18 protein-coding genes and 1 pseudogene are annotated in these 20,611 nt (G+C 27.9%); 5 read left to right on the top strand and 14 right to left on the bottom strand.

The annotated features are described in order from the left end of the window. Positions 1-6: 6 nt before the first annotated feature. Positions 7-1,449 carry an ABC transporter substrate-binding protein gene (locus AC2A4K_RS08240; RefSeq protein ID WP_322503424.1) on the bottom strand — a complete coding sequence of 481 codons (1,443 nt, stop codon included), beginning with the start codon at positions 1,447-1,449 and terminating at the stop codon, positions 7-9. 167 nt (positions 1,450-1,616) lie between these two features. Here AC2A4K_RS08240 and AC2A4K_RS08235 point away from each other — a divergent pair, with 167 nt between their 5' ends. Beyond that, positions 1,617-2,162, top strand: coding sequence for a phosphatase PAP2 family protein (locus tag AC2A4K_RS08235; protein ID WP_322503425.1), 546 nt, complete (start codon positions 1,617-1,619; stop codon positions 2,160-2,162). Here AC2A4K_RS08235 and AC2A4K_RS08230 read toward each other — a convergent pair. Both AC2A4K_RS08230 and AC2A4K_RS08225 read right to left on the bottom strand, forming a co-directional pair. Then, complete coding sequence (locus AC2A4K_RS08230; RefSeq protein ID WP_322503426.1) at positions 2,159-3,247, bottom strand: pyruvate kinase; 1,089 nt, start codon at positions 3,245-3,247, stop codon at positions 2,159-2,161. The two genes, AC2A4K_RS08235 and AC2A4K_RS08230, sit on opposite strands and share 4 nt — an antisense overlap. 199 nt (positions 3,248-3,446) lie before the next feature. Continuing rightward, on the bottom strand, positions 3,447-3,887 hold the full coding sequence (locus AC2A4K_RS08225; RefSeq protein WP_322503427.1) for a hypothetical protein: 441 nt from the start codon (positions 3,885-3,887) through the stop codon (positions 3,447-3,449). Between the two features lie 114 nt (positions 3,888-4,001). On the opposite strand from AC2A4K_RS08225, the gene AC2A4K_RS08220 reads away from it, so the two are divergent. Next, complete coding sequence (locus AC2A4K_RS08220; protein ID WP_322503428.1) at positions 4,002-4,475, top strand: DUF4883 family protein; 474 nt, start codon at positions 4,002-4,004, stop codon at positions 4,473-4,475. Positions 4,476-4,500: 25 nt separating this feature from the next. Here AC2A4K_RS08220 and folK read toward each other — a convergent pair whose 3' ends face one another. The 7 genes and pseudogenes from folK to AC2A4K_RS08185 form a co-directional block, all read right to left on the bottom strand. Then, a complete protein-coding gene (gene folK, locus AC2A4K_RS08215; protein WP_322503429.1) occupies positions 4,501-5,313 on the bottom strand; it encodes a 2-amino-4-hydroxy-6-hydroxymethyldihydropteridine diphosphokinase in 813 nt (270 codons plus the stop codon). 12 nt (positions 5,314-5,325) lie between these two features. Continuing rightward, positions 5,326-6,135: a dihydropteroate synthase gene (gene folP / locus AC2A4K_RS08210; protein ID WP_322503430.1), complete on the bottom strand. Its 810-nt coding sequence runs from the start codon at positions 6,133-6,135 to the stop codon at positions 5,326-5,328. Between the two features lie 12 nt (positions 6,136-6,147). Next, entirely contained in the window at positions 6,148-6,621 is a 474-nt protein-coding gene (locus AC2A4K_RS08205; protein ID WP_322503431.1) for an HD domain-containing protein, read from the bottom strand. 25 nt (positions 6,622-6,646) lie between these two features. Continuing rightward, positions 6,647-7,204 carry a GTP cyclohydrolase I FolE gene (gene folE / locus AC2A4K_RS08200; protein WP_322503432.1) on the bottom strand — a complete coding sequence of 186 codons (558 nt, stop codon included), beginning with the start codon at positions 7,202-7,204 and terminating at the stop codon, positions 6,647-6,649. Next, positions 7,197-7,988, bottom strand: a complete 792-nt coding sequence (locus tag AC2A4K_RS08195; protein WP_322503433.1) for an aminotransferase class IV — start codon at positions 7,986-7,988, stop codon at positions 7,197-7,199. Before AC2A4K_RS08195 ends, folE begins: the two co-directional genes overlap by 8 nt. A gap of 18 nt (positions 7,989-8,006) precedes the next feature. Next, complete coding sequence (gene pabB / locus AC2A4K_RS08190) at positions 8,007-9,353, bottom strand: aminodeoxychorismate synthase component I (RefSeq protein ID WP_322503434.1); 1,347 nt, start codon at positions 9,351-9,353, stop codon at positions 8,007-8,009. A gap of 5 nt (positions 9,354-9,358) precedes the next feature. Continuing rightward, positions 9,359-9,951, bottom strand: a pseudogene (locus tag AC2A4K_RS08185) (anthranilate synthase component II). 270 nt (positions 9,952-10,221) lie between these two features. On the opposite strand from AC2A4K_RS08185, the gene AC2A4K_RS08180 reads away from it, so the two are divergent. Continuing rightward, positions 10,222-11,064 carry a PHP domain-containing protein gene (locus AC2A4K_RS08180; RefSeq protein ID WP_322503826.1) on the top strand — a complete coding sequence of 281 codons (843 nt, stop codon included), beginning with the start codon at positions 10,222-10,224 and terminating at the stop codon, positions 11,062-11,064. Between the two features lie 202 nt (positions 11,065-11,266). Further along, entirely contained in the window at positions 11,267-13,903 is a 2,637-nt protein-coding gene (locus AC2A4K_RS08175) for an FAD-dependent oxidoreductase (protein WP_322503436.1), read from the top strand. A gap of 52 nt (positions 13,904-13,955) precedes the next feature. Here AC2A4K_RS08175 and AC2A4K_RS08170 read toward each other — a convergent pair whose 3' ends face one another. The 3 genes from AC2A4K_RS08170 to AC2A4K_RS08160 all read right to left on the bottom strand — a co-directional run bounded on the left by AC2A4K_RS08170 (position 13,956) and on the right by AC2A4K_RS08160 (position 18,338). Then, positions 13,956-14,690, bottom strand: coding sequence for a GntR family transcriptional regulator (locus tag AC2A4K_RS08170; RefSeq protein ID WP_322503437.1), 735 nt, complete (start codon positions 14,688-14,690; stop codon positions 13,956-13,958). A gap of 263 nt (positions 14,691-14,953) precedes the next feature. Next, positions 14,954-17,356, bottom strand: coding sequence for a glycoside hydrolase family 38 N-terminal domain-containing protein (locus AC2A4K_RS08165; RefSeq protein WP_322503438.1), 2,403 nt, complete (start codon positions 17,354-17,356; stop codon positions 14,954-14,956). A 103-nt stretch (positions 17,357-17,459) separates the two neighbouring features. Further along, complete coding sequence (locus tag AC2A4K_RS08160) at positions 17,460-18,338, bottom strand: ROK family protein (RefSeq protein WP_322503439.1); 879 nt, start codon at positions 18,336-18,338, stop codon at positions 17,460-17,462. Between the two features lie 162 nt (positions 18,339-18,500). Here AC2A4K_RS08160 and AC2A4K_RS08155 point away from each other — a divergent pair, with 162 nt between their 5' ends. Further along, positions 18,501-20,252, top strand: a complete 1,752-nt coding sequence (locus AC2A4K_RS08155; RefSeq protein WP_322503440.1) for a class I mannose-6-phosphate isomerase — start codon at positions 18,501-18,503, stop codon at positions 20,250-20,252. Positions 20,253-20,361: 109 nt separating this feature from the next. On the opposite strand, the gene AC2A4K_RS08150 is transcribed toward AC2A4K_RS08155, so the two are convergent. Then, positions 20,362-20,607 (bottom strand): TIGR03905 family TSCPD domain-containing protein, encoded by a 246-nt coding sequence (locus tag AC2A4K_RS08150; protein ID WP_322503441.1) that lies wholly within the window; start codon positions 20,605-20,607, stop codon positions 20,362-20,364. Positions 20,608-20,611 lie beyond the last annotated feature (4 nt).

The following is a 20,611-nucleotide window of genomic DNA, read 5'->3' as shown; positions in this document are numbered from 1 at the left end:
GACCTACTAGTCTGTTTTTTTATTTTTCCATTCATTTAATTGTCTTTCTAATTCTTCTTTTACCTTATCTATTCCTGCACTTTTAAGCTTATTATTAAGCTTTTCAACATATTCTTCTGTATCAACTAATCCAGTATATAAACTTCTCTTAAACTCTTCAAGAACAGTATTTACAGAATTAAACTCTACTTCTACATTACTAGAGTCAAATTCAAATCCTAAAGCTTGTGAAACCTCTGAGTTATTGTTAATACGTTCAAATTCTTTCCATTTATCATCTGGTTCATCTTCTAAAACATATGTTATAAATAAGTTTCCTAAAGTATAATAGTCAACCATGTAATCTTTAGCCTTTTTTAATAGTCTAATTTTATTATTAGAGATTTTTTCATAATGAACGCCCTCTATACCATAATTAATAAGATTCCTTAAATACTTATCTGTATTTAAAAGATTAAGAAATTCCATAGCTTTTTCAGGATTTTTTGAATTTTTAGATATAGCAATCATAGATCCATTAATTGAATCATTAGTTATATAACTTTCATAGATTGGAGTTACTACAACTTTTTCTCCACTTTTAGCTGACCATATTTTTTCAGCATAAGGTTGTCCATCAGCCTTAGTAACAAACTTATTAGCAGAAAAATCTCCTGTATTGCCAAGTTTAGAATTAGTATATCCAAGTTCATTATATCTTCTCATAGTTTTTAGATTAGTTAACATTTCTTCTGTTTTAAATATGTTTGCCACATCAAAATTATTACTTCTTAATGAAATTCCTAAACCTGGAGCCAATTCATCCCATATCATTGGTACTGAATAGCTATTATCTACATAAAAAGGTATAACCCCATCTTCATTTTCTTTAATTAATTTAAGCCAAGGCTCTAAATCTTCCAATGTCCTTAGTTCTTTATAAGGGATATTGTATTTATCTACATATTCCTTTGAAAATACCCACATAGGCATATTGGCTATTTCTTTTTGATTTGGAACAGCATATACTCCCCCATCAACCTCAGTACCTTTCCAAAACTTTTCGTCTATTTCCTTATATACATCTTTTCCATACTGCTCTAATAGGGAGTTTAATTTAATAAAGTTGCCTTCTTTAACATTAGGTAGGTAGTCATTTGCCCATGATGATGTAAATACAAGATCAAATTTTTCCCCTTCTTTTGTTTTATTATTCATAACCTTTGTAAAATCAACATAATCTATAAATCTAATGTCAATAGTTGCATTTATTTTGTCAATTAAATACTTATTTACTTCTTTTTCAACTATATCCATATCATCTGGCTCTATGCCTATGGTATACCAAACTAATTCAGTATTTTCAAAATCACTAGTATATTTTCCATTCTTTATAAGATTAAACATTATTAAAAATATCATAAGTATTAAACCTATAATAATCAAAACCGATCTCTCTACCTTAACCACTCTTCCCCCTCCATTTTCTACTACAAATATATTATATTTATTTTTTATAATTCTTTAAATGAATATTTTTTATATAATCTTACTTTTTTTTATAAACTTATTCTTATCTTTACTAGACTTATTAAACTTTTAGTAATAAAATAAATTTATTATGGAGGTGACCATTTATGATTATTCAAAACATAGATATAAATATACTTTATTGGATCCAAAATAATATTCAAAATAGCTTTCTAAATCCTATAATGATTTTTTTTACTTCATTAGGTAACTTAGGCCTTATATGGATTGCAATAAGTATATTATTAATATTATCAAAGAAGTATAGAAAAATTGTTTTTTTAACTTTAGCAGCTCTAATTGTAAATACAATTCTTGGTGAAGGAATACTTAAACATATTATAGAAAGACCTAGACCATTTACTACTTATCCTGATTTACATATAATAATTCCAAAACCAACAAGCTATTCCATGCCATCTGGACATGCCTCTGCATCATTTGCTGCAGCTTTTATGCTTGCTTATTCATTTAAGAATTTAAAAGTATACATCTACTTATTAGCTTCACTTATAGCTTTTTCTAGAGTGTACTTACTAGTTCATTATCCAAGTGATGTATTATCAGGTGTTTTATTAGGATATATAAGCTTTTTAATTGTTATAAAAACTTATAACTTTATAAAATCTAAAAAAAAATCAAAAGAGTCCTAAGTTGACTCTTTTGATTTTTTCTTTATTTTAGATATTAACTTTTCATAATATTTTATGCTATTTTTTAATGTCGTTACTGCATATTTTTCATTTTCTCCGGTGCTTGTCTCTCCTGTTAAGATGAACCCTGTTACTCCACATCTCATTAAATGATATATATCGCTTAATTCATTTATAGTAGGCTTACTTTTATTACTTCTAGAAATAGAACTAAGTACATTAGTTGCCACTATTATTGATTTATTCTGATTCTTTAAAAGATAAACTATCTTTTCTTGTGCTATAGGAACATTTATTATTCCTACTTCAGCAGATAAATCTCCTCTGGCTATAACTATTCCATCTAGTTCCTTTGCTATTGCCTTTATATTATCTACTCCTTCTGAAGTTTCAATTTTACCCCAAAGTTTTGGTATGACTTGATTTGCTTTTATACTTTTAAAAACACTATTTTTAAACTCTTTACATTCTTCTACATATGAACAATAAGAATATGCTATAATATCTACCTTATTATCTATAGCAAATTTAATATCTTCCAAATCCTTAGGTGCCATTCCCCAATTTTTTCTATCCAGCTTAGGAAGATTACATCCTTTTTCTTTTCTAACAACACCTCCAAGTTTAACCTTAGTTTTTATGAGCCCATTATTATTATTTATAACTTCAAACTCCATTGTGGCATCTTTCATATATATTTTTTTAAAATTATTATTATAAATAAATTTATTTTTTATGTTTAAAGGTATCAATTTTGTTTTATCAATATTTTCTAAATAAAGCTCATAAGTTTCTTCTGAACAAAAATAAATAATATCATTTATATTCACTTTAAATGTGCCACAAATGTTATTAGATACCCTAATTTTATTTCCTTGCAGGTCTAAAAGAATTTTTATACCTTTATATTTATCTCGTATGTAATTGATGCAAACCTCTATGTCTTCATGCTTTCCATGAGAGAGATTCATTCTAATTATATTACCTCCACTTTTAACTATATTATCTATTTTATTCAAGATTTCTTTTTTGCTCTGTTCGTTTTTATTAATAAATCTAGTATTAATACTGCCTACAATGTCCATAATTCCCTCCATAAATATTGCTATTCAATGATATATATGCATAAAAGTTAATAAATATTATTTTCATATATTAACAATTAAAAATAACTTAACATAATATATTTCATAAAATAAAAAGGACTAAAAAAACTAGTCCTTTTGAAGTAAATAATATAAAATTAAATGCTATAATACCACATTCTACAATAAATTAAATTACTTAACTTACTTCCTTAATTATTTTATATAAAGCATCTTTTAACTTTTCTTGATCTATATTCTTAAATTCCTCATCACTTATATTTATAATTAAACACAAAGACTCTAAGTTTTTAACTAAGTACAGTCCTTTTCCACTTTTAATACATATTTGAGCTAATTCTAGATAATCTATTATATCCTCTAAGGTTAAAGATACTACTCTTCTAAGAACTTGGTTATCACCTAAAATCTCTATTTTTTTCTCATTTCCTAACTCCTTTGTTATTCTTACAAAGATATCTGCTTTTGTACTGTTAGATAATAATACTTTTTTAAAAAAACTTTCTCCTAAACAACCTTCTTCATTAAAACAATCTATAGTTAGATTACCTTCTTCTTTTAGTTTTCTGATTAAAAATTCTCTTAAATAGGAGTCATTTATATCTAATGCATATTTCATTATAAAGCACCTCCTTATTTTTAATGTCAATTGTAATATATATTATTCATTTTATTGAAAAAAGTTCTACCCCAAACATAACTTTCATAAATTAAACTGGAGGAGGTGATAAAATTGATAAAAAAATTTGCTACCATATTTATAATAATTCTATGCTTTTCCTTGGCTTTAATCTCATGTTCTAAAGCTGATATATTCACTAAGGAAAAACCTTCTTTAAATTACCATACTAAAAATCTTAGTGAAATAGCCTCTAAAGATAATGTGAAAATTAGAATATTAGATATGAATATTTATAGTGAAGTTGTTGTTGAGAATGAAGATGCAAGAATTGTAGAGGACTTACTTAAAAGTTTAAAAGATTCTAACTTTATACAAGAAGAACCTTTACCTACTAAGCCTCTTTATAAGTTTTTTATTGATTTAGACTCAATTAAATATGTAATAGATATTTATGGAGATGATATAGTAACACTTTATCCTTGGGATAGTGATATAAGTAAGGATTATATAAGTTTAAAAGATACGCCTAACGCTTTTAAGCTTGAACCCTTTTGCCAATATATTTTTAATAAAAAACAACAATGAAAAGAGCTAAAAATAGCTCTTTTCATTATTTTAATTCCTCTAACAATTCAAATACACGCTTTTTATATAGTGGATGAATTTTATAAGGAGCGATTTCATTTAAAGGTTCTAAAACAAAACTTCTTTGATGCATTCTAGGATGTGGAAGAACAATCTCCTCATCCTCACTTATTAAATCATTAAAAAATATAACATCTAAGTCTATAGTTCTAGGTCCCCATTTAATTGTTCTTTCTCTTTTAAGCTTCTCTTCTATTCCTAATAAGAACTTTATCAATTCCTTAGGATTTAAAAGAGTTTTTATAATGCAAGCTCCATTTAAGAATTCATCTTGTTCAGTGTATCCCCAGGGCTCAGTCTTAATTAAGGATGATTTTTTTACAACCTCAGTGTGGTATGCTTTATCTATCTCATTTAAAGCCTCTTCTATATAGTATTCTTTATCTCCCATATTTGAACCATAAGAAAGATATGCCTCGTTCCACTGTCTTTCTATTTCTATAAACACAGTATCTAAACTTCTTAATATAGGTGCCCAAGGTTTTTTTAAAGTAACTTTAACCTTCTTTACTAAAGAATATTCTAATAATATAAACTCACAAATTTTTTCAGCAGTAGTTTCTATTAAATCATAACTTTGTTTCTTAAATTCTTCTTCAACCTTATGTGCAAGCTCTCCGTAATGAACAGATTTGCTTAAATCTCCAGTTATACCGGCTTCTCTAGTATCTAAAGAAAGTTCTATACTTAAGATAAACTTTTGTCCTAATCTCTTTTCCTCTTCAAAAACACCGTGATTACCAAAAACCTCAAAATCTTTAATAATAATCTTATCCATGCAATTTAACTCCTATCTTCTCACCATAGCATCAGTCATAAGAGCAGTTCTTTTATTCACTAGCACATCATGAATTCTTACAAACTCACAGCCCTTAATTATTCCAAGAGTAGTTGTAGCTAAGGTTCCCTCAACTCTTTCATTTGCGGGAAGGTTTAGAGCAGTTCCTATTACTGACTTTCTTGATGTTCCTAGTAAAACTGGATAATCCATAGTACAGAATTCATCTAGTCTATTTAGCACTTCTAAATTTTGTTCATAGTCCTTTGCAAAACCTACACCTGGATCTAAAATTATATTTTCTTTTTTAACTCCTGCTTCTAAAGCTATATTTATGCTTTCTTCCATATCAGCTTTCATAGTTTCTATTATATCGTCTCCATACTCATTGTCATTTCTATTGTGCATTAAACAACAAGGTACTCCATATTTTGCTGCAACTGTAGCCATATATTTGTCTTTTTTAAATCCCCAAACATCATTTATTAAATTTGCACCTGCCTTTATTGCTTCTTCTGCAACCTTACTCTTATATGTATCAACTGATATAGGTATATCAAACTTTTCTCTTAAAGCGTTTATTATAGGAATTACTCTATTTAACTCCTCCTCTTCGCCTACTGGTGTATGGGTTGGTCTTGTTGACTCTCCTCCAATATCTATTATGTCTACACCCTCTTCAATCATTTTCTCAGCTTGTTTTAATGCTAATTCAATATCATTAAACTTTCCACCATCTGAAAATGAATCTGGAGTTACATTTAAAATCCCCATTATGTATGTTCTTTTACCTATTTCAAATTCTTTATTTCCTATTTTCATAAAACTTCCCCCTTAAACAAATATGTCTAAATTCTTTTTCTCTTTGTCCCATTTACAAAGCTTCTCAGCTTTACATAAAAAGCAACTTCTTGATCTTTTATCCGCTAGATATATTATTTTATCTAATCCTTTGGCCTCTTTATTTCTATGATTTAAAATTCCATTTAAAATAATTTCTATTTCATTTTCATTAAAATCACATTCTTTTAAAATATCTAAACTTAATTTATAAGAAGCCTTATTATGCTTTTCTCCACCTTCATATTCTACCCATCTTCCAATGTCATGAAGAAGACCAATTGCATATATAATTTCCTTAGAGACCTCTAACTTTTCTTCTAAAACCATTATGTATGCAATTCTTGATACATCTAAAAAATGTTCTAAGTTATGCTTACAAAAAATTCTATCTTTTTCGCAAAAAGAATTCTTTTTTAAATATTCTTTATACTTATCATTATTAAGTACTTTATTTACTCTTTCCATAATTCACACCTCGAACAACAGTTATCTACATGGAAATCATTCTAAATACATCATTTTTCAAATTCTCATCCTCTAAGAATCTTCCTCTATAAGTAGTCGTTACAGTTTTTGCACCTGGTTTTTTAACCCCTCTCATGGTCATACACATATGCTCTCCTTCAACAACCACCATTGCCCCTTTAGCATCTAAGTACTCCATTAATGCATCAGCAATTTCCTTTGTAAGTCTTTCCTGAAGTTGTGGTTTTTTTGAATAAACCTCTACGCATCTAGCAAGTTTAGACAATCCAACAACTCTCCCATTTGGTATATATGCTATATGAACCTTTCCATAAAAAGGAACTAAATGATGTTCACACATTGAATGAAAAGTTATATCTTTTTCTAGAACTAAGTCATTACTATCAACTTCAAAGGTTTTACTTAAATGTTCCTTTGCATCCATACCTATTCCTGAAAATATTTCCTCATACATTCTTGCAATTCTATCTGGAGTTTCTAATAATCCTTCTCTATTAACATCTTCTCCTATTGCTTCAAGTATTAATTTCATTCCTTCTCTTATTTTATCTTTATTAATCATTTTGCCCTCCTTCTAAAAAGCTTCTAATAGAATTATCGTATTTCTTTTTTATCTCTTCTATTAAGTCTTTTTCCCCAAAAAATTCATCTTCAAATTGTCTTACTTTCATTATTCCTAGAAGGGAATTACTTATGAAAATCCCTTCACTATTTCTTAAGTCATCTATAGTATAACTTCCTTCTTCAACTAAGAAATTCTTTTCTATCCATTTTCTAATTATACCATTTAAAAGACCACAACTCACCTTAGGGGTATGTATCTTATTATCTTTTATAAAATATAAATTGCTAGTAGCCCCTTCTGTCAATTCTCCTCTTTCATTTAAAAATATTACTTCATCAAAGCCTTCATCCTTTGCTCTTTCCTTTTCCATAATATTTTCAATATAACATGTACTTTTTAAATAAGTTAATTTAGAAGTGCTGTTTCTTCTTACATCACTAAGCTTTAATGAAAAACCTCTATTATAGTCATCAGGACTATAAGTAATATTTCTAGTAGAATAAATTATATTTTTCTCAGTAACTGTTATTTTTAAAGCCTTATTATTTATTTTTTCATTTTTAATAAACTCTTTTAGATCTTCTTCATTAATATTAAAAGGAATTTCTAAAGCTTCACACCCCTCTTTTAATCTCTTTAGATGTTCCTTTAAAAATACCCCCTCTTTTAATACATGTATTGTTTCAAAAACTCCTCTGCCAAAAAAAACCGAAGAATCTATGTACACTAAATTTTCTTCTACCATATTATAATTTTTTTCATTTTTACCTATATAAATCACTTTATACCACAACCTTAATTATAATACTCTCATTAAAGCCTTTGCCTTATCTAAAGTTTCTTCATACTCCATTTCCTCATCTGATTCAATGGTTATGCCTCCACCAACTCCAAAATAAGCTTTATTATCTTTAACTAATATAGTTCTTATAACTATATTAAAATCGCAATTTCCCCTTAAATCAAAATAGCCTATGGCTCCAGTATATATTCCTCTTCTAATTCCCTCTAGCTCTTCTATTATCTCCATACTTCTTATTTTAGGAGCACCTGTTATAGATCCACCTGGAAAACATTCTCTTATACATTTTACAGAACTAACATCATCATTTAATTCTCCAATAACAGTTGAAACTAAATGAAACACTGTAGCATACTCCTCTAATTTAAATAACTCTGTAACCTTAACTGAAAAGGGCTTACAAACTTTGCTTAAATCATTTCTTTCTAAATCAACTATCATTAAAAGCTCTGATTTATCTTTTTCACTATTTAAAAGTTCTTTTCTATTTTTTTTATCCTCTATTTCATTTATTCCTCTAGGTCTTGTTCCTTTAATAGGCCTTGTCTCAACCTTATTATTATATACCTTTAAAAATCTTTCTGGTGAAGAACTTATTATTTGGAAATCCTCTAAATTTAAGTAACAGGAAAAGGGAGCTTTATTTATACTTCTTAAACTAATATATGTATCAAAAGGATTAGAATTATATTGGCACTGAAACCTCTGAGTTAAGTTGGCTATATATGTATGTCCCTCTTTTATATAGTCTTTTACTTGTTTTACAGCATCTATATATTCTTCTCTTGAAAAGTTTGAAATGAATTCACTTTTTTTATCTAAAATTATGTTAAATTCTATTTTTCCTCTTTTTATCTTGTCCTCAATATATTTTATGCTTTTTTCTGAGTCTTCTTTAATCCCTAAAGCAGTTACATAAGTTTTCTTATTTCTTAAATCAAATATTATTACATTATCATAAAATAAAAAATAACTATCAGGAATACTTAAATCATCTTTAGCACTTTCAGGCATCTTTTCACTTACTCTTCCTATGTCATAAGAAAAGTACCCCATTGCTCCTCCTAAAAAAGGAATATTACTCTCATAATCAATTTTATATTTTTTAATTAATTCATCTAACTTAACAAAGGGATCTCCACAACTCAATTTCTCATCTATGTAAATTTTATCTCCTTTAGAAACAAATTTTTTAAAAGGATTTACTCCTATAAATGAGTATAGAGAAAACTCACTTTCTTCTTTTGAACTATCTAAAAATATACTATTCCTTTCATCTTTAAATAAAGAATACACTTCATGAGATTCAAGTTTATTGTCTATCTCTTTTATTTTAAAATTCAAGCTAATCACCTTTCTATAGTATTAAATTTTTTCTAGAAATTTCAATAAAATTTCTAAGCATTTCATGACCATATTCAGTTAAAACAGCTTCTGGATGAAATTGTACACCTTCTACCCTATACTTCTTATGTCTTATCCCCATGACAACACCATCATCACTTAAAGCTGTTACTTCTAAATTCTCTCCTAAAGAATTTTTATCAACTATTAAAGAATGATATCTAGTGACATTTATATTGTTTTTAATTCCTTTAAAAACACCTTTTCCATCATGAGTTATTTTACTCACCTTTCCATGCACTGGGAATTCTCCTTTTATTATATTACTTCCAAAGGAATATCCTATACACTGATGTCCAAGACAAACTCCTAAAATCGGAATCTTTTCTTTAAACTCATCTATGATATTCAAACATTCTTTCATATCTTTAGGCGCCTTAGGTCCAGGTGATATAATTATTCCTTCTGGCTTTAATTTTTTTATCTCTTCTATAGTTATTTTATCATTCCTTTTTACAACAATATCCTCATTTAGCTCTTTAAAATATCTAACTAAATTAAATACAAAGGAATCATAATTATCTATTATTAAAAACATTAATTCACCTCTAAAACATTTAGTTTAAAATCATTATATCAAAAACATATCAAAAAAAATATTAATTTTATACCATTTATATATTACTGTTTTCCTAATTAATAATATAAAGTATTGTTATTACTTGATTAGAAGTAAAAAATTAATTTATTTTCCTCTAATTTCTGTGTTAAAATATTTATACTACAAATTTTATAAAAATAACAATATTATTCAAATAATAATCTTTATACATACATTAATTTTTTCATTTTCAAAGGAGGGTTTACTATTAATATTAATGCAGAATTTCATTGTCACTCACTAGCTTCTGACGGAACACTATCTCCAAAAGAGATAATTAAAGAAGCAAAAAAAGCAGGTATATCATTAATAGCTTTAACAGACCATGATATAACTTCTGGTCTTGAAGAAGCCAAAGAAGCTGCAAAAGATTTAGATATTCAATTCATCCCTGGAATAGAACTTAGCTGTGAACATAAGAACGCTACTGTTCATATATTAGGATATTTTAGAGATGACTCTTATAAATCAGAATCTTTTCAAAACTTCTTAAAAGAATTAAAAAATTCTAGAATAGATAGAGCTAAAAAAATTGTAGCTAATTTAGAAAAATATTTTGATATAAAACTTGACTATAGAGATGTTTTAGCAAAAGGAAAAGGTGTAGTTGCCAGACCTCATATAGCTCAATGCATAATAGATGCTGGCTATCCTTACGATTGGGAATATATCTTTGACAAATTCATCGGAAATGATAGTCCTGCTTATGTTCCAAACAAAAAAATCTCTGTAGAAGAAGGAATAAATATATTAAAAGCTAACAATGCTTTAACTGTTCTCGCTCATCCAAAACTTATAAAAAGAGTTCCAGTAAAGGAAGTTATGGAATTTCCTTTTGATGGTATAGAAGCAATCTATTATCAAAACACAAAAAAGGATACTGACTTCTTTGTTTCTTATGCTGTTCATCATGATCTTCTTATTACATGTGGTTCTGATTTTCATGGTGACCATGAAGGAGACGAAAGACATGGTCATGTTGGATGTATGAGTATTCCTGAAGGATATCTTGAAAAATTCCTTGAAAAATATCATAGTAATAAAAAATAATATTAATCAAAATAATGGCAATATGGTTTAACTAACCACATTGCCATTATTTCTTTATAAATCTAAAAAATATAATATTCTATTAAAAAAAGTATTTACTTTTCAGCAAAAAAGAATATAATTTAATTATAGGTGTTAATTAATAATTAATATTAATTAATTTTGATTGTTACAATTTTAACATATATTAGGTGGTGTTTTTATGAATTATTTAGAAATAAAAAAAGATATTTATTGGATTGGATCTTTAGATCCTGAATTAAGAGTATTTGATATTATCATGTATACTCCTTACGGAACTACTTATAACTCATATGTTGTTAAAGGTAGTGAAAAAATAGCTATATTTGAAACAGTAAAAGAAAAATGTTTTGAAGATTATTTATCAAAACTTAATAGCTTAGGTGTTGATCCTAAATCTATAGATTATATAGTTGTTGATCATACAGAACCTGACCATGCTGGTTCAGTTGAAAAGCTATTAGAAATCTCTCCTAAAGCTAAGGTTGTAGGTTCAATGCAAGCTATAGAGTTTTTAAAAGATATAGTTAATAAAGAGTTTGAGTATATAGTTGTTGGAGACAATGACTCAATTTCACTAGGAAATAAAACATTACAATTTATTTCTGCACCATTTTTACACTGGCCAGACTCAATGTATACTTATATTCCTGAAGATAAAGCATTAATAACTTGTGACTCTTTCGGAAGCCACTATTCTTGTGAAGAAGTATTTAATGACTTAATCCCTAATGAAGGAGAATATTTAGATGCTTTAAGATACTACTATGATTGTATCTTTGGACCATATAAACCTTATGTTTTAAAAGCTATAGACAAAATTAAGGATTTAAACATAGATTTAGTTTGTCCTGGTCATGGTCCTGTACTTAGACAAGATCCTTGGAAGATAATAAATACTTATAAAGAATGGAGCACTCCAGTAGAGCCTAAAATAAATGGAGATAAAAAAGTTACTATTCCTTATGTATCAGCTTATGGATATACTAAAGAATTAGCTGAAGAAATTTCTAAAGGAATACAAGCTGAACATAATGTTGAAGTTAAATTATATGATTTAACATATAGTAAACAAGAAGATGTTTTAGCTGATATAGGCGAATCAGATGGAATATTATTCGGTTCACCAACAATAGTTGGAGAATTACTACCTCCTATTAGAATTCTTTTAGCTAACTTAAACCCTATTATTCATGGAGGAAAATACGCTGCTGCCTTTGGTTCATACGGATGGAGTGGAGAAGCTGTTCCAAGAATAGAAGCTAGATTAAAAGAATTAAAGATGAACATATTTGGACCTGGTTTAAGAATTAAATTTAAACCTTCAACTGTTGAATTAAAAGAAGCCTTTGAATTCGGTAGAGATTTTACAAGAACTATGTTTGGAGAAAAAGAACTTGATTATGCTCCAAATAATGCTACTGAAACTAAGGAAATATTAGTTGGAAACGGAAAGACAAGATATTGGAAGTGTCTAGTTTGTGGTGAAATCTTTGAGAGCCCAGTATGTCCTGATATCTGTCCTGTTTGTGGTGCTGGAAAAGAACAATTTATAGAAGTTGAAATGGATACATTTGAAAAGAATGATACTAATGATGACTTTGTAATCATAGGTAATGGAGCTTCTGGATTCTACGCTGCTAAAACAATAAGAGAAATAAATAAAACAGCTTCAGTTAAATTACTTTCAAGTGAAGAAGTTTCTTCTTATTCAAGACCAAACCTTTCAGATCTTTTAACTGAAGAAATGAATATAGACACTTTCTACTTAGCAAAATCTTCTTGGTATAAAGAAAATAATATAGAAGAGTTACTAGGTGTTACAGTTAATTATATAGATAAAGAAGGTAAAAAAGTGATCTTAAAAGATGGTACTGAAATACCATATACTAAACTTATATTAGCTAATGGTAGTCATAACTTTATTCCACCATTTAAAGTTATGAATAATAATGAGGAAATTTCTTTAAATAGCAATAACATTCATGACTTTAAAGGTATCTACTCTATTAAAGACTTAAAAGATACTTTTGATGTTAAAGAAGAAATGAAAGGTGCTAAAAAAGCTATTGTTATAGGTGCTGGTCCTCTTGGATTAGAAGCAGCTTGGGAAATGAAACTTGCTGGTATTGATGTGACAGTAGTTGAATGCTTACCAAACCTTATGAACAATCAATTAGATCAAGAAATTGCTGACATCTTCAGAAGCCAAGTTTCTGATTGTGGAATCACATTCTTAACATCACAAGAATGTGATAGAATCATAACTAAAGATGGAAAATTAACTTCTCTTGATCTAAAGAATGGAAAAACTTTAGATGCTGATATATTACTAGTTTCAACTGGTATAAGAAGTAATATTGAGTTAGCTAAAGAATCAGGAATTGATTGCAATAGAGGTGTTATTGTTAATGAAAGAATGGAAACAAGTGTTAAAGATATCTACGCTTGTGGTGATGTAGCTGAATTTAACGGTATTGTTTATGGAAACTGGCCTGCAGCAATTGAGATGGGTAAAACTGCCGGTGCAAATTCAGCTGGATCAGAAAAAACATTTGAAAACTTTACACCATCAATAATATTAGATGCTTTAAATACTCATGTATTCTCAGCTGGTTTAATAAGATTTAATGATGATTCTTATGAAAAAATAAGCTCTAAAGATGAAGTAAAAGGACAATACACTAAATTATTCTTCAAAGATAATATTTTAGTTGGAGGAATTATAGTTGGTGATATTTCTAAAGCTGGTCAAATAATCATAGCAATAGATAATAAATTATCTAAAGCTGCTGCTTTATCAAATGATTTACTATAATATTTAAAAAACTTAAATAAAAAAAGGATATTAGTTTTACTAATATCCTTTTTTAATTAAGATTTAACTCAACAATAAATGTATTTCTTTCTCCTGGGTAAATACTTTCAGAATACTCTATTGGTTTCCCACTTTTTAAATAACCAATTGATGATAAGTAATGAATGGCTTTTCCCTCATTTATCTCTAAAAGTCTTGCAGTTTTATAATCTGCATTTTTAGCCTCTATCTCTCTAACTACTCTACAAACTTTTAAACCCCTACTTTCTAAAATATCATATAATGATGTACTTTCTAAGTCATTTCCTAAAACTTCTCTAGCAACTTTATAAGGTAAATAAACATTTGTTAGTAGAACAGGCTTATGATTTGTATCATCCTTTTTATTCTCTCTTTCAGCAAATCTAAGTCTTTCTATTCTAATAACCTTATCGCCTTCGCCTATCTCCAATTTTTCCGCAATTTTACTATCTGCTAATATTATCTCTTTACCTAATACCCTTGTTATAGGCTTTAACCCCTTATTATTCATTTCTCTATTGTAGCTCTCTATGAATCTAGTGTTATCTTGCACTATTTTAGGTTTTGTAACAAAGGTTCCCCTTCCCTTGATTCTCTTTAAATATCCTTTATTAACTAAACTATTAAGTGCTTGCCTAACTGTGGGCCTACTTACAGAAAATTTTTCTGATAATTGCATTTCAGTAGGAAGTACTTCTCCTTCTGATAATTCTCCTGACTCAATCTTATCTAGTATATAATTTTCTATTTTATTATGTAAATGCATAAAAACACCCTTTTCTTAACTTGATTCTTTATTAATAAAAATTATATCATATATCTATATTAAAATGTAATTACATATTTCTCAAAACTTAAAATAATAAAACTTATAAATATATTCCGAGAATTACTGAATGACCCTAAGAATTTATAGCGATTACTTCTAAGGTTTTGCTAAAGCTTATTCAGATATTCTCTTCATGTTATTTATAAGTTTTATTTCAAGTTATTTTTTATGCATTACATTTTAAATACTACTTTTTTATATTAATTCCACCTATTAAAACAAACTACTCCTTCATTTTGATTGATAATCTCTTTAAATGCCTTTTTAGCATCCCCATTAACCTTAAATACGGAGTAATTAAATTCATAGAACCCACCTAAAGAAGCTTTAAAGTTTGTTTCCCAATAATTATTCATTACCCATGAATATACTAAATCATTATTTATTACTCCAGGATCTCCACATAAATTTATTTCATGAGGTTTAATATCTCCCATAAAAATCATATGAGCATCTTTTGATGTTATTGCAAGAGATTCCTTTTCTCCCTCTAAAACCATTCCATTTTGTATTGCATAGAAATCTACACAACTCTTTGGAAGTTGATCTATTCTAGGTCTTAAATAACATCCTGTCTTATCTATATAAATTTCCTCTTTTTCCTCCATAGTAAAAGGAAGTGCTACATATAAATTTTCAGCATTTAATACATTATCTTTTCCAACTCTACAATCTACATCAACTCTAGGTAATTCTTTATAAATAGTTAGTATTACAAAGTAATTGGAGCATCCTTTAACCTTATATTCAAGTTCTACTCTTCCAAATAAATCTCCATCATTTAATACTTTAACATTTATAAGTTTTCCAAAGTCTCTAATACTATGATATGCCTTTCTATTTCTTCCCATTAACCTTCTATCATTGGCAATATCTGTTTTAAGTGGTGTAACTTCATATATAGGTGTAAAAGCATTTACAACTCTATCTTTTCTTTGAAGATTTTTTCCACTTTCTTTGTCAATAAATTCTATAATACCTTCTTCTAATTCAAACTTTATCTTAAAGAAAGGAGATTCTAATCTATTTAGAGTAACTATTAAATCTTTTCTATCATTAACTAAATCCTGTACTCCATCAGCGCCTGTTAAGGTATATCCTGCTGTTGTCTTAAGCTTTTCCCTATTGATATCTCTAAATATTAAAGATTTCTCTTCCTTTGGCTCTAAATCAACTAAAACATTTATTTCATATCCTCTAGGTACCATAGCTATTTGATGCGGATAAACCTTACCAGTATCCTTATCTACAATCTCAAAATTTTCATGTCCAAATAAAACCTCCAAGAAAAATTTAGCAATTTCTCTTCTCTTTTCATCATGTGGATTTACTACTTTAAAACTTATATCTCTCCACATCTTAAGCTCCGTTTCTCCAAGCTTATAAGTTATTTTATCTAAGTTTCTTGCTGCCGCTTCATGTCCATTTGAAGCAAAAGATTGTTTTCTTAAATCCAGGTTATTAACCATAGTGTGCCATGGTTCAGTAATTGAAGCTGAATATCCCCAAGTATGCTCTGAATACATCATAAAATTATTAAGAGCTTCATTCATAAGTTTTTTTTCTCCTAATTCATTTTTAGGATCTAATTTCTTACATAAATTATACAATCTTAAACCTTCTCTATAGTGTTTAACAGCTCCAGGAGTTGATGCTGTTCCATCAGCCCACCAATCAGTCCAATCTCCTTTATAAGTTGGTATTAAGTCTGACTCTTTGAATCTATTAATATTTTCTAACAAATCCTCTAATACTGCCATTTCAAGCTTAATTTCATTGCCATGTTCCTTGTTCCATCTATTAATAAATTCTATAATTTTAAAACTTGGAGGAGCATTATCTGTCATAAGAGCCGAAACTGTTACTGGAAGAAAATCAAAAGGAAAATCTTCCTCTTCAAACTTTTCTAAATAATTAAATATTCTTTTTTCAGCTCTTTCATAGTGCCCTATATCTTTACTATTTAATCCATCTTTTATGGTGAATTCCCAACTATTAAACTGAGAAAATCCCAACTCATTTCCAACATGATAGTGTTCTCCTACCCATGAAAGAAGCTTGTCTCCATTTGGAGTTTCCCAATAAAAAGGATATTGTTTTCTTCCATTAGGATACATTCCATGGTGAGTATGAATACATGAATATAAAAGGTTTACACCACTATCCTTAAGGGCCTGTGAATATCCCCATGAATATCCATTTATATCTGCTGTCATAGCACAATTAGCACTTAATCCTAAACTCTTTAATTTATCAATTGTTCTATTAAATACATCTCTTAATACATCATCACTTATTAAATCTGTTAAATTTAAATAGTTTAAGCTTAACCCAATTCTACCTAATTTAACATACTTTATAAAATCACTTAATTCCTTTTCAGTAGCCTCTTCTAAGAATCTTTCTACACACCAAAAGCTTTCACAAGTCCATTTATAGCCTTGCCATTCTTCTTTTCCATTTTCATATGCTTCATTTAATATATTTATTGCCTCTTTTATATATTCTATATGATGCCTCTCTATTTTTTCCTGCCTATCAGTATATCCAATATCAGTATGACTGTGATTTAAAACAAGTATTTTCCACTTTTTCTTTAACATAAATATACACCTCTCAAAACCTTTTTATTTTATACTTTAGATATAATTATCTTTTTAATTTTATACATTAAAATTTTCTTTAATTTATATAAACAAAACTAATCTATTTTTTGAACAACATAGGAACAGCTATTAAGGTACTTTCTGTAGAATCCTCACTTATTAATATTGTTACATTGTTATCACTACACATTCTTTCTAAGTCTTCCTTAAAAAATTCATATGCTTTAGATATATTGCCTCCTATAACTATGGCTTCTATATTGCATTTTTTAACATATAGCTCCATAAATTCTTTTAAATTTTTACCGAAAGACTTAAAAACATTTAAGGCTTTCTTGTCATTATTACAAGCTAACTCATATAATTCTTTTCCAGTTGAAATAGCTATATTATTATCTTCTGCAATCCTTAACAATCCCCTTGTAGATATATAATCATCTGCTATAGAGCCTTTAAAAGGTTTATCGTATATCCATCCTTCCTTTGGTATATTTTCACCTTCATATAGTAAGCTTTTATTTTCAATAAAAGCAGAACCTATTCCCGTTCCAATACATATGCATAAAAGCTTATTAAAAATTTTTCCTTCTCTAAAATTACACTCTCCTAAAGCATATAGATGAGCATCATTTTTGAATTTAAATTCTAATTCTGGTAAAAGAGTTTCAAGCTCATCTTTTAAATTAATATTATATAAGCTTTCATACTTACCAATACCCCTTATTAAAGAAATACCTTTTTCATAATCAAAAGGACCTGGAAAAGCAATTCCTACTTTCTCTATATTTACACCTAAATTCTCTCCCTCTGAAATATGAAATTCTATAATTTCAATAAAATTTTTTAAAATGGTATTTTTATCTTTATTAGCTAAGGAATCTCTTACTGAAATATTTGTAATAACATTTCCTAAGTTATCAACCAAAGCACTTTTAATAGAACTTCCTCCCACATCTAATGCTATAAAATAATTTTTCATAAATAACACCTCACCCTAATTTTATATGCATGTCTTCATAATGTAAATACATTTATTCTTTATTAACTATATTTTAATATTTTTAATCGTATAAAACTTGATATATGTAATTACATATTGTAATATTATTTTATAATACAAATATTTTAAGGGAGAGTTTTTATGTTTAATAAATATAATAATTATGACAAGCATCCTACAAATAAAATTAAAGGATTTCACAAGGAAGCTTGGCAAGGATATGATTCAATAATTGAAAAACTAAAAAATAATATAAATATGCTTAATAAAAATAACCCTATATTAGTTATAGATTGCTATATAGGAGTTGACCTATTAGAAATAGAAAAAGCATTTTCTAAATTATCCCCTGTTAAAATGATAAAATCTGATGATTTTGCATTATGTCCTGAGGATATAAATGAAAAGATTAAAGACTTCATGACTGAAGATAGAGTTTTTGGAGTTATGAATAATAAAAAACTTTCTGAGTTTTTTCCTGAAGAAAACATAAACAAAGCTAGAGAACTATTATCTAAACAAGATAAGGGATTAACTATTATATATGGTACAGGTGCTTCTTTAATTGCTAAAGGAGATATACTTATATTTTCTGATCTTGCAAGATGGGAAATACAAATACGCTATAGAAAAGGAATGGGAAATTGGAAAGCCAATAATGAAAATGAACAAATACTAAAAAAATATAAAAGGGGCTTTTTCTTAGAATGGAGAATGATGGATAGGCATAAAAAATCTCTATTCTCTGAAATTAATTATATTTTAGATACCAATATTCCAAACAATCCAAAGATGATAACTTCTGATGCTTTTTTCAATGGACTTATGCAAGTTTCTTCAAAACCATTTAGAGTAGTTCCATACTTTGATCCTGGTGTATGGGGTGGTCAATGGATGAAAGAAGTTTGTAATCTAGATAAAAATTCTGAAAATTATGCTTGGAGCTTTGATGGAGTACCTGAAGAAAATAGTCTTTATCTTCAGTTTGGAGAAATAAAAGTTGAACTTCCAGCTATTAATTTAGTTTTAACTAACCCTAGAAAACTTTTAGGTGATAAGGTCCATGCTAGATTTGGCTGTGAATTTCCTATTAGATTTGATTTCTTAGATACTATGGGTGGACAAAACCTTTCATTACAAGTACACCCATTAACAGAATACATACAAGAAATCTTTGGTATGCATTATACTCAAGATGAAAGTTACTATATACTTGATTGTGAAGAAGATTCCTATGTGTATTTAGGATTAAAAGAAGGCATAAATAAAGATGAAATGATTAGAGACTTAAAACTTGCTGAAAATGGAGAATTTCTATTTCAAGCAGATAAATACGTAAATAAATTTCAAGCTAAAAAACATGATCATTTTTTAATTCCAGCTGGTACTGTTCACTGTTCTGGTAATGGAACAATGGTTTTAGAAATAAGCACTACTCCTTATATATTTACTTTCAAACTATGGGATTGGGGAAGACTTGGCTTAGATGGCCTTCCAAGACCTATACATTTAGAACATGGTGAAAAAAATATTCAATGGGATAGAACTACTTCTTGGGTTGAAAAAAATCTAGTAAATGACATTAGAATAATTTCTCAAAGTAATAATATAAAAGAGGAAAAAACAGGTTTACATGAAAGAGAATTCATTGAAACAAGAAGACATATATTTTCTGAAAAAGTATATCACTCAACCGATAAAAGTGTTAATGTACTAAACCTTGTAGAAGGTGCTGAGGCCATTGTAGAAAGCCCTACAAACTCTTTTGAACCATTTATTGTTCATTATGCTGAAACCTTCATAATACCAGAATGTATAAAAGAATATACCATAAGACCTTACGGCAAATCTTTAGGAAAAGAAATTGTAACGATAAAAGCTTACGTTAGATAATAAAAAAGTGACTATATGAATTATTCATATAGTCACTTTTCTTATTTAAAATATAATTTCAATTTAAATAAAATTTCTTTTGATTAAAATTGAAATTATACTTTATGTTCTATTGCATGCTTTTATATTCTTCTAAAGCCTTTGCAAGTTGATCAGGACAAGATGTTCCTTTACCTCTACAGTCTATTCCTTTTAATTTTAAAATAGCCTCTTCAACTTCCATTCCTTCAACAAGTCTAGCAACTCCCATTAAATTTCCCGGACATCCATTTACGAAACTAACATTTTTTATTTTGTTATCTTCAATTTCAAAGTTAATTTCTTTAGCACAAACTCCTGTAGTTTTGTAATTCATACTT

It is taken from the genome of Clostridium sp. LIBA-8841, assembly GCF_057782475.1.
The sequence above is the reverse complement of the archived record's forward strand: the minus strand, read 5'-3'. Positions and strand labels throughout refer to the sequence as shown.

Coding starts and splice junctions, on each gene's coding strand:
- AC2A4K_RS08170 (WP_322503437.1), bottom strand. CDS start 14,690: ATGCATTTACATAATAAAATAGAAAATTATATACTAGATAAGATTGAG.
- folK (WP_322503429.1), bottom strand. CDS start 5,313: ATGGATAAGATTATTATTAAAGATTTTGAGGTTTTTGGTAATCACGGT.
- AC2A4K_RS08230 (WP_322503426.1), bottom strand. CDS start 3,247: ATGGACATTGTAGGCAGTATTAATACTAGATTTATTAATAAAAACGAA.
- AC2A4K_RS08175 (WP_322503436.1), top strand. CDS start 11,267: ATGAATTATTTAGAAATAAAAAAAGATATTTATTGGATTGGATCTTTA.
- AC2A4K_RS08160 (WP_322503439.1), bottom strand. CDS start 18,338: ATGAAAAATTATTTTATAGCATTAGATGTGGGAGGAAGTTCTATTAAA.
- AC2A4K_RS08225 (WP_322503427.1), bottom strand. CDS start 3,887: ATGAAATATGCATTAGATATAAATGACTCCTATTTAAGAGAATTTTTA.
- AC2A4K_RS08235 (WP_322503425.1), top strand. CDS start 1,617: ATGATTATTCAAAACATAGATATAAATATACTTTATTGGATCCAAAAT.
- AC2A4K_RS08165 (WP_322503438.1), bottom strand. CDS start 17,356: ATGTTAAAGAAAAAGTGGAAAATACTTGTTTTAAATCACAGTCATACT.
- AC2A4K_RS08205 (WP_322503431.1), bottom strand. CDS start 6,621: ATGGAAAGAGTAAATAAAGTACTTAATAATGATAAGTATAAAGAATAT.
- folE (WP_322503432.1), bottom strand. CDS start 7,204: ATGATTAATAAAGATAAAATAAGAGAAGGAATGAAATTAATACTTGAA.
- AC2A4K_RS08150 (WP_322503441.1), bottom strand. CDS start 20,607: ATGAATTACAAAACTACAGGAGTTTGTGCTAAAGAAATTAACTTTGAA.
- folP (WP_322503430.1), bottom strand. CDS start 6,135: ATGAAAATAGGAAATAAAGAATTTGAAATAGGTAAAAGAACATACATA.
- AC2A4K_RS08155 (WP_322503440.1), top strand. CDS start 18,501: ATGTTTAATAAATATAATAATTATGACAAGCATCCTACAAATAAAATT.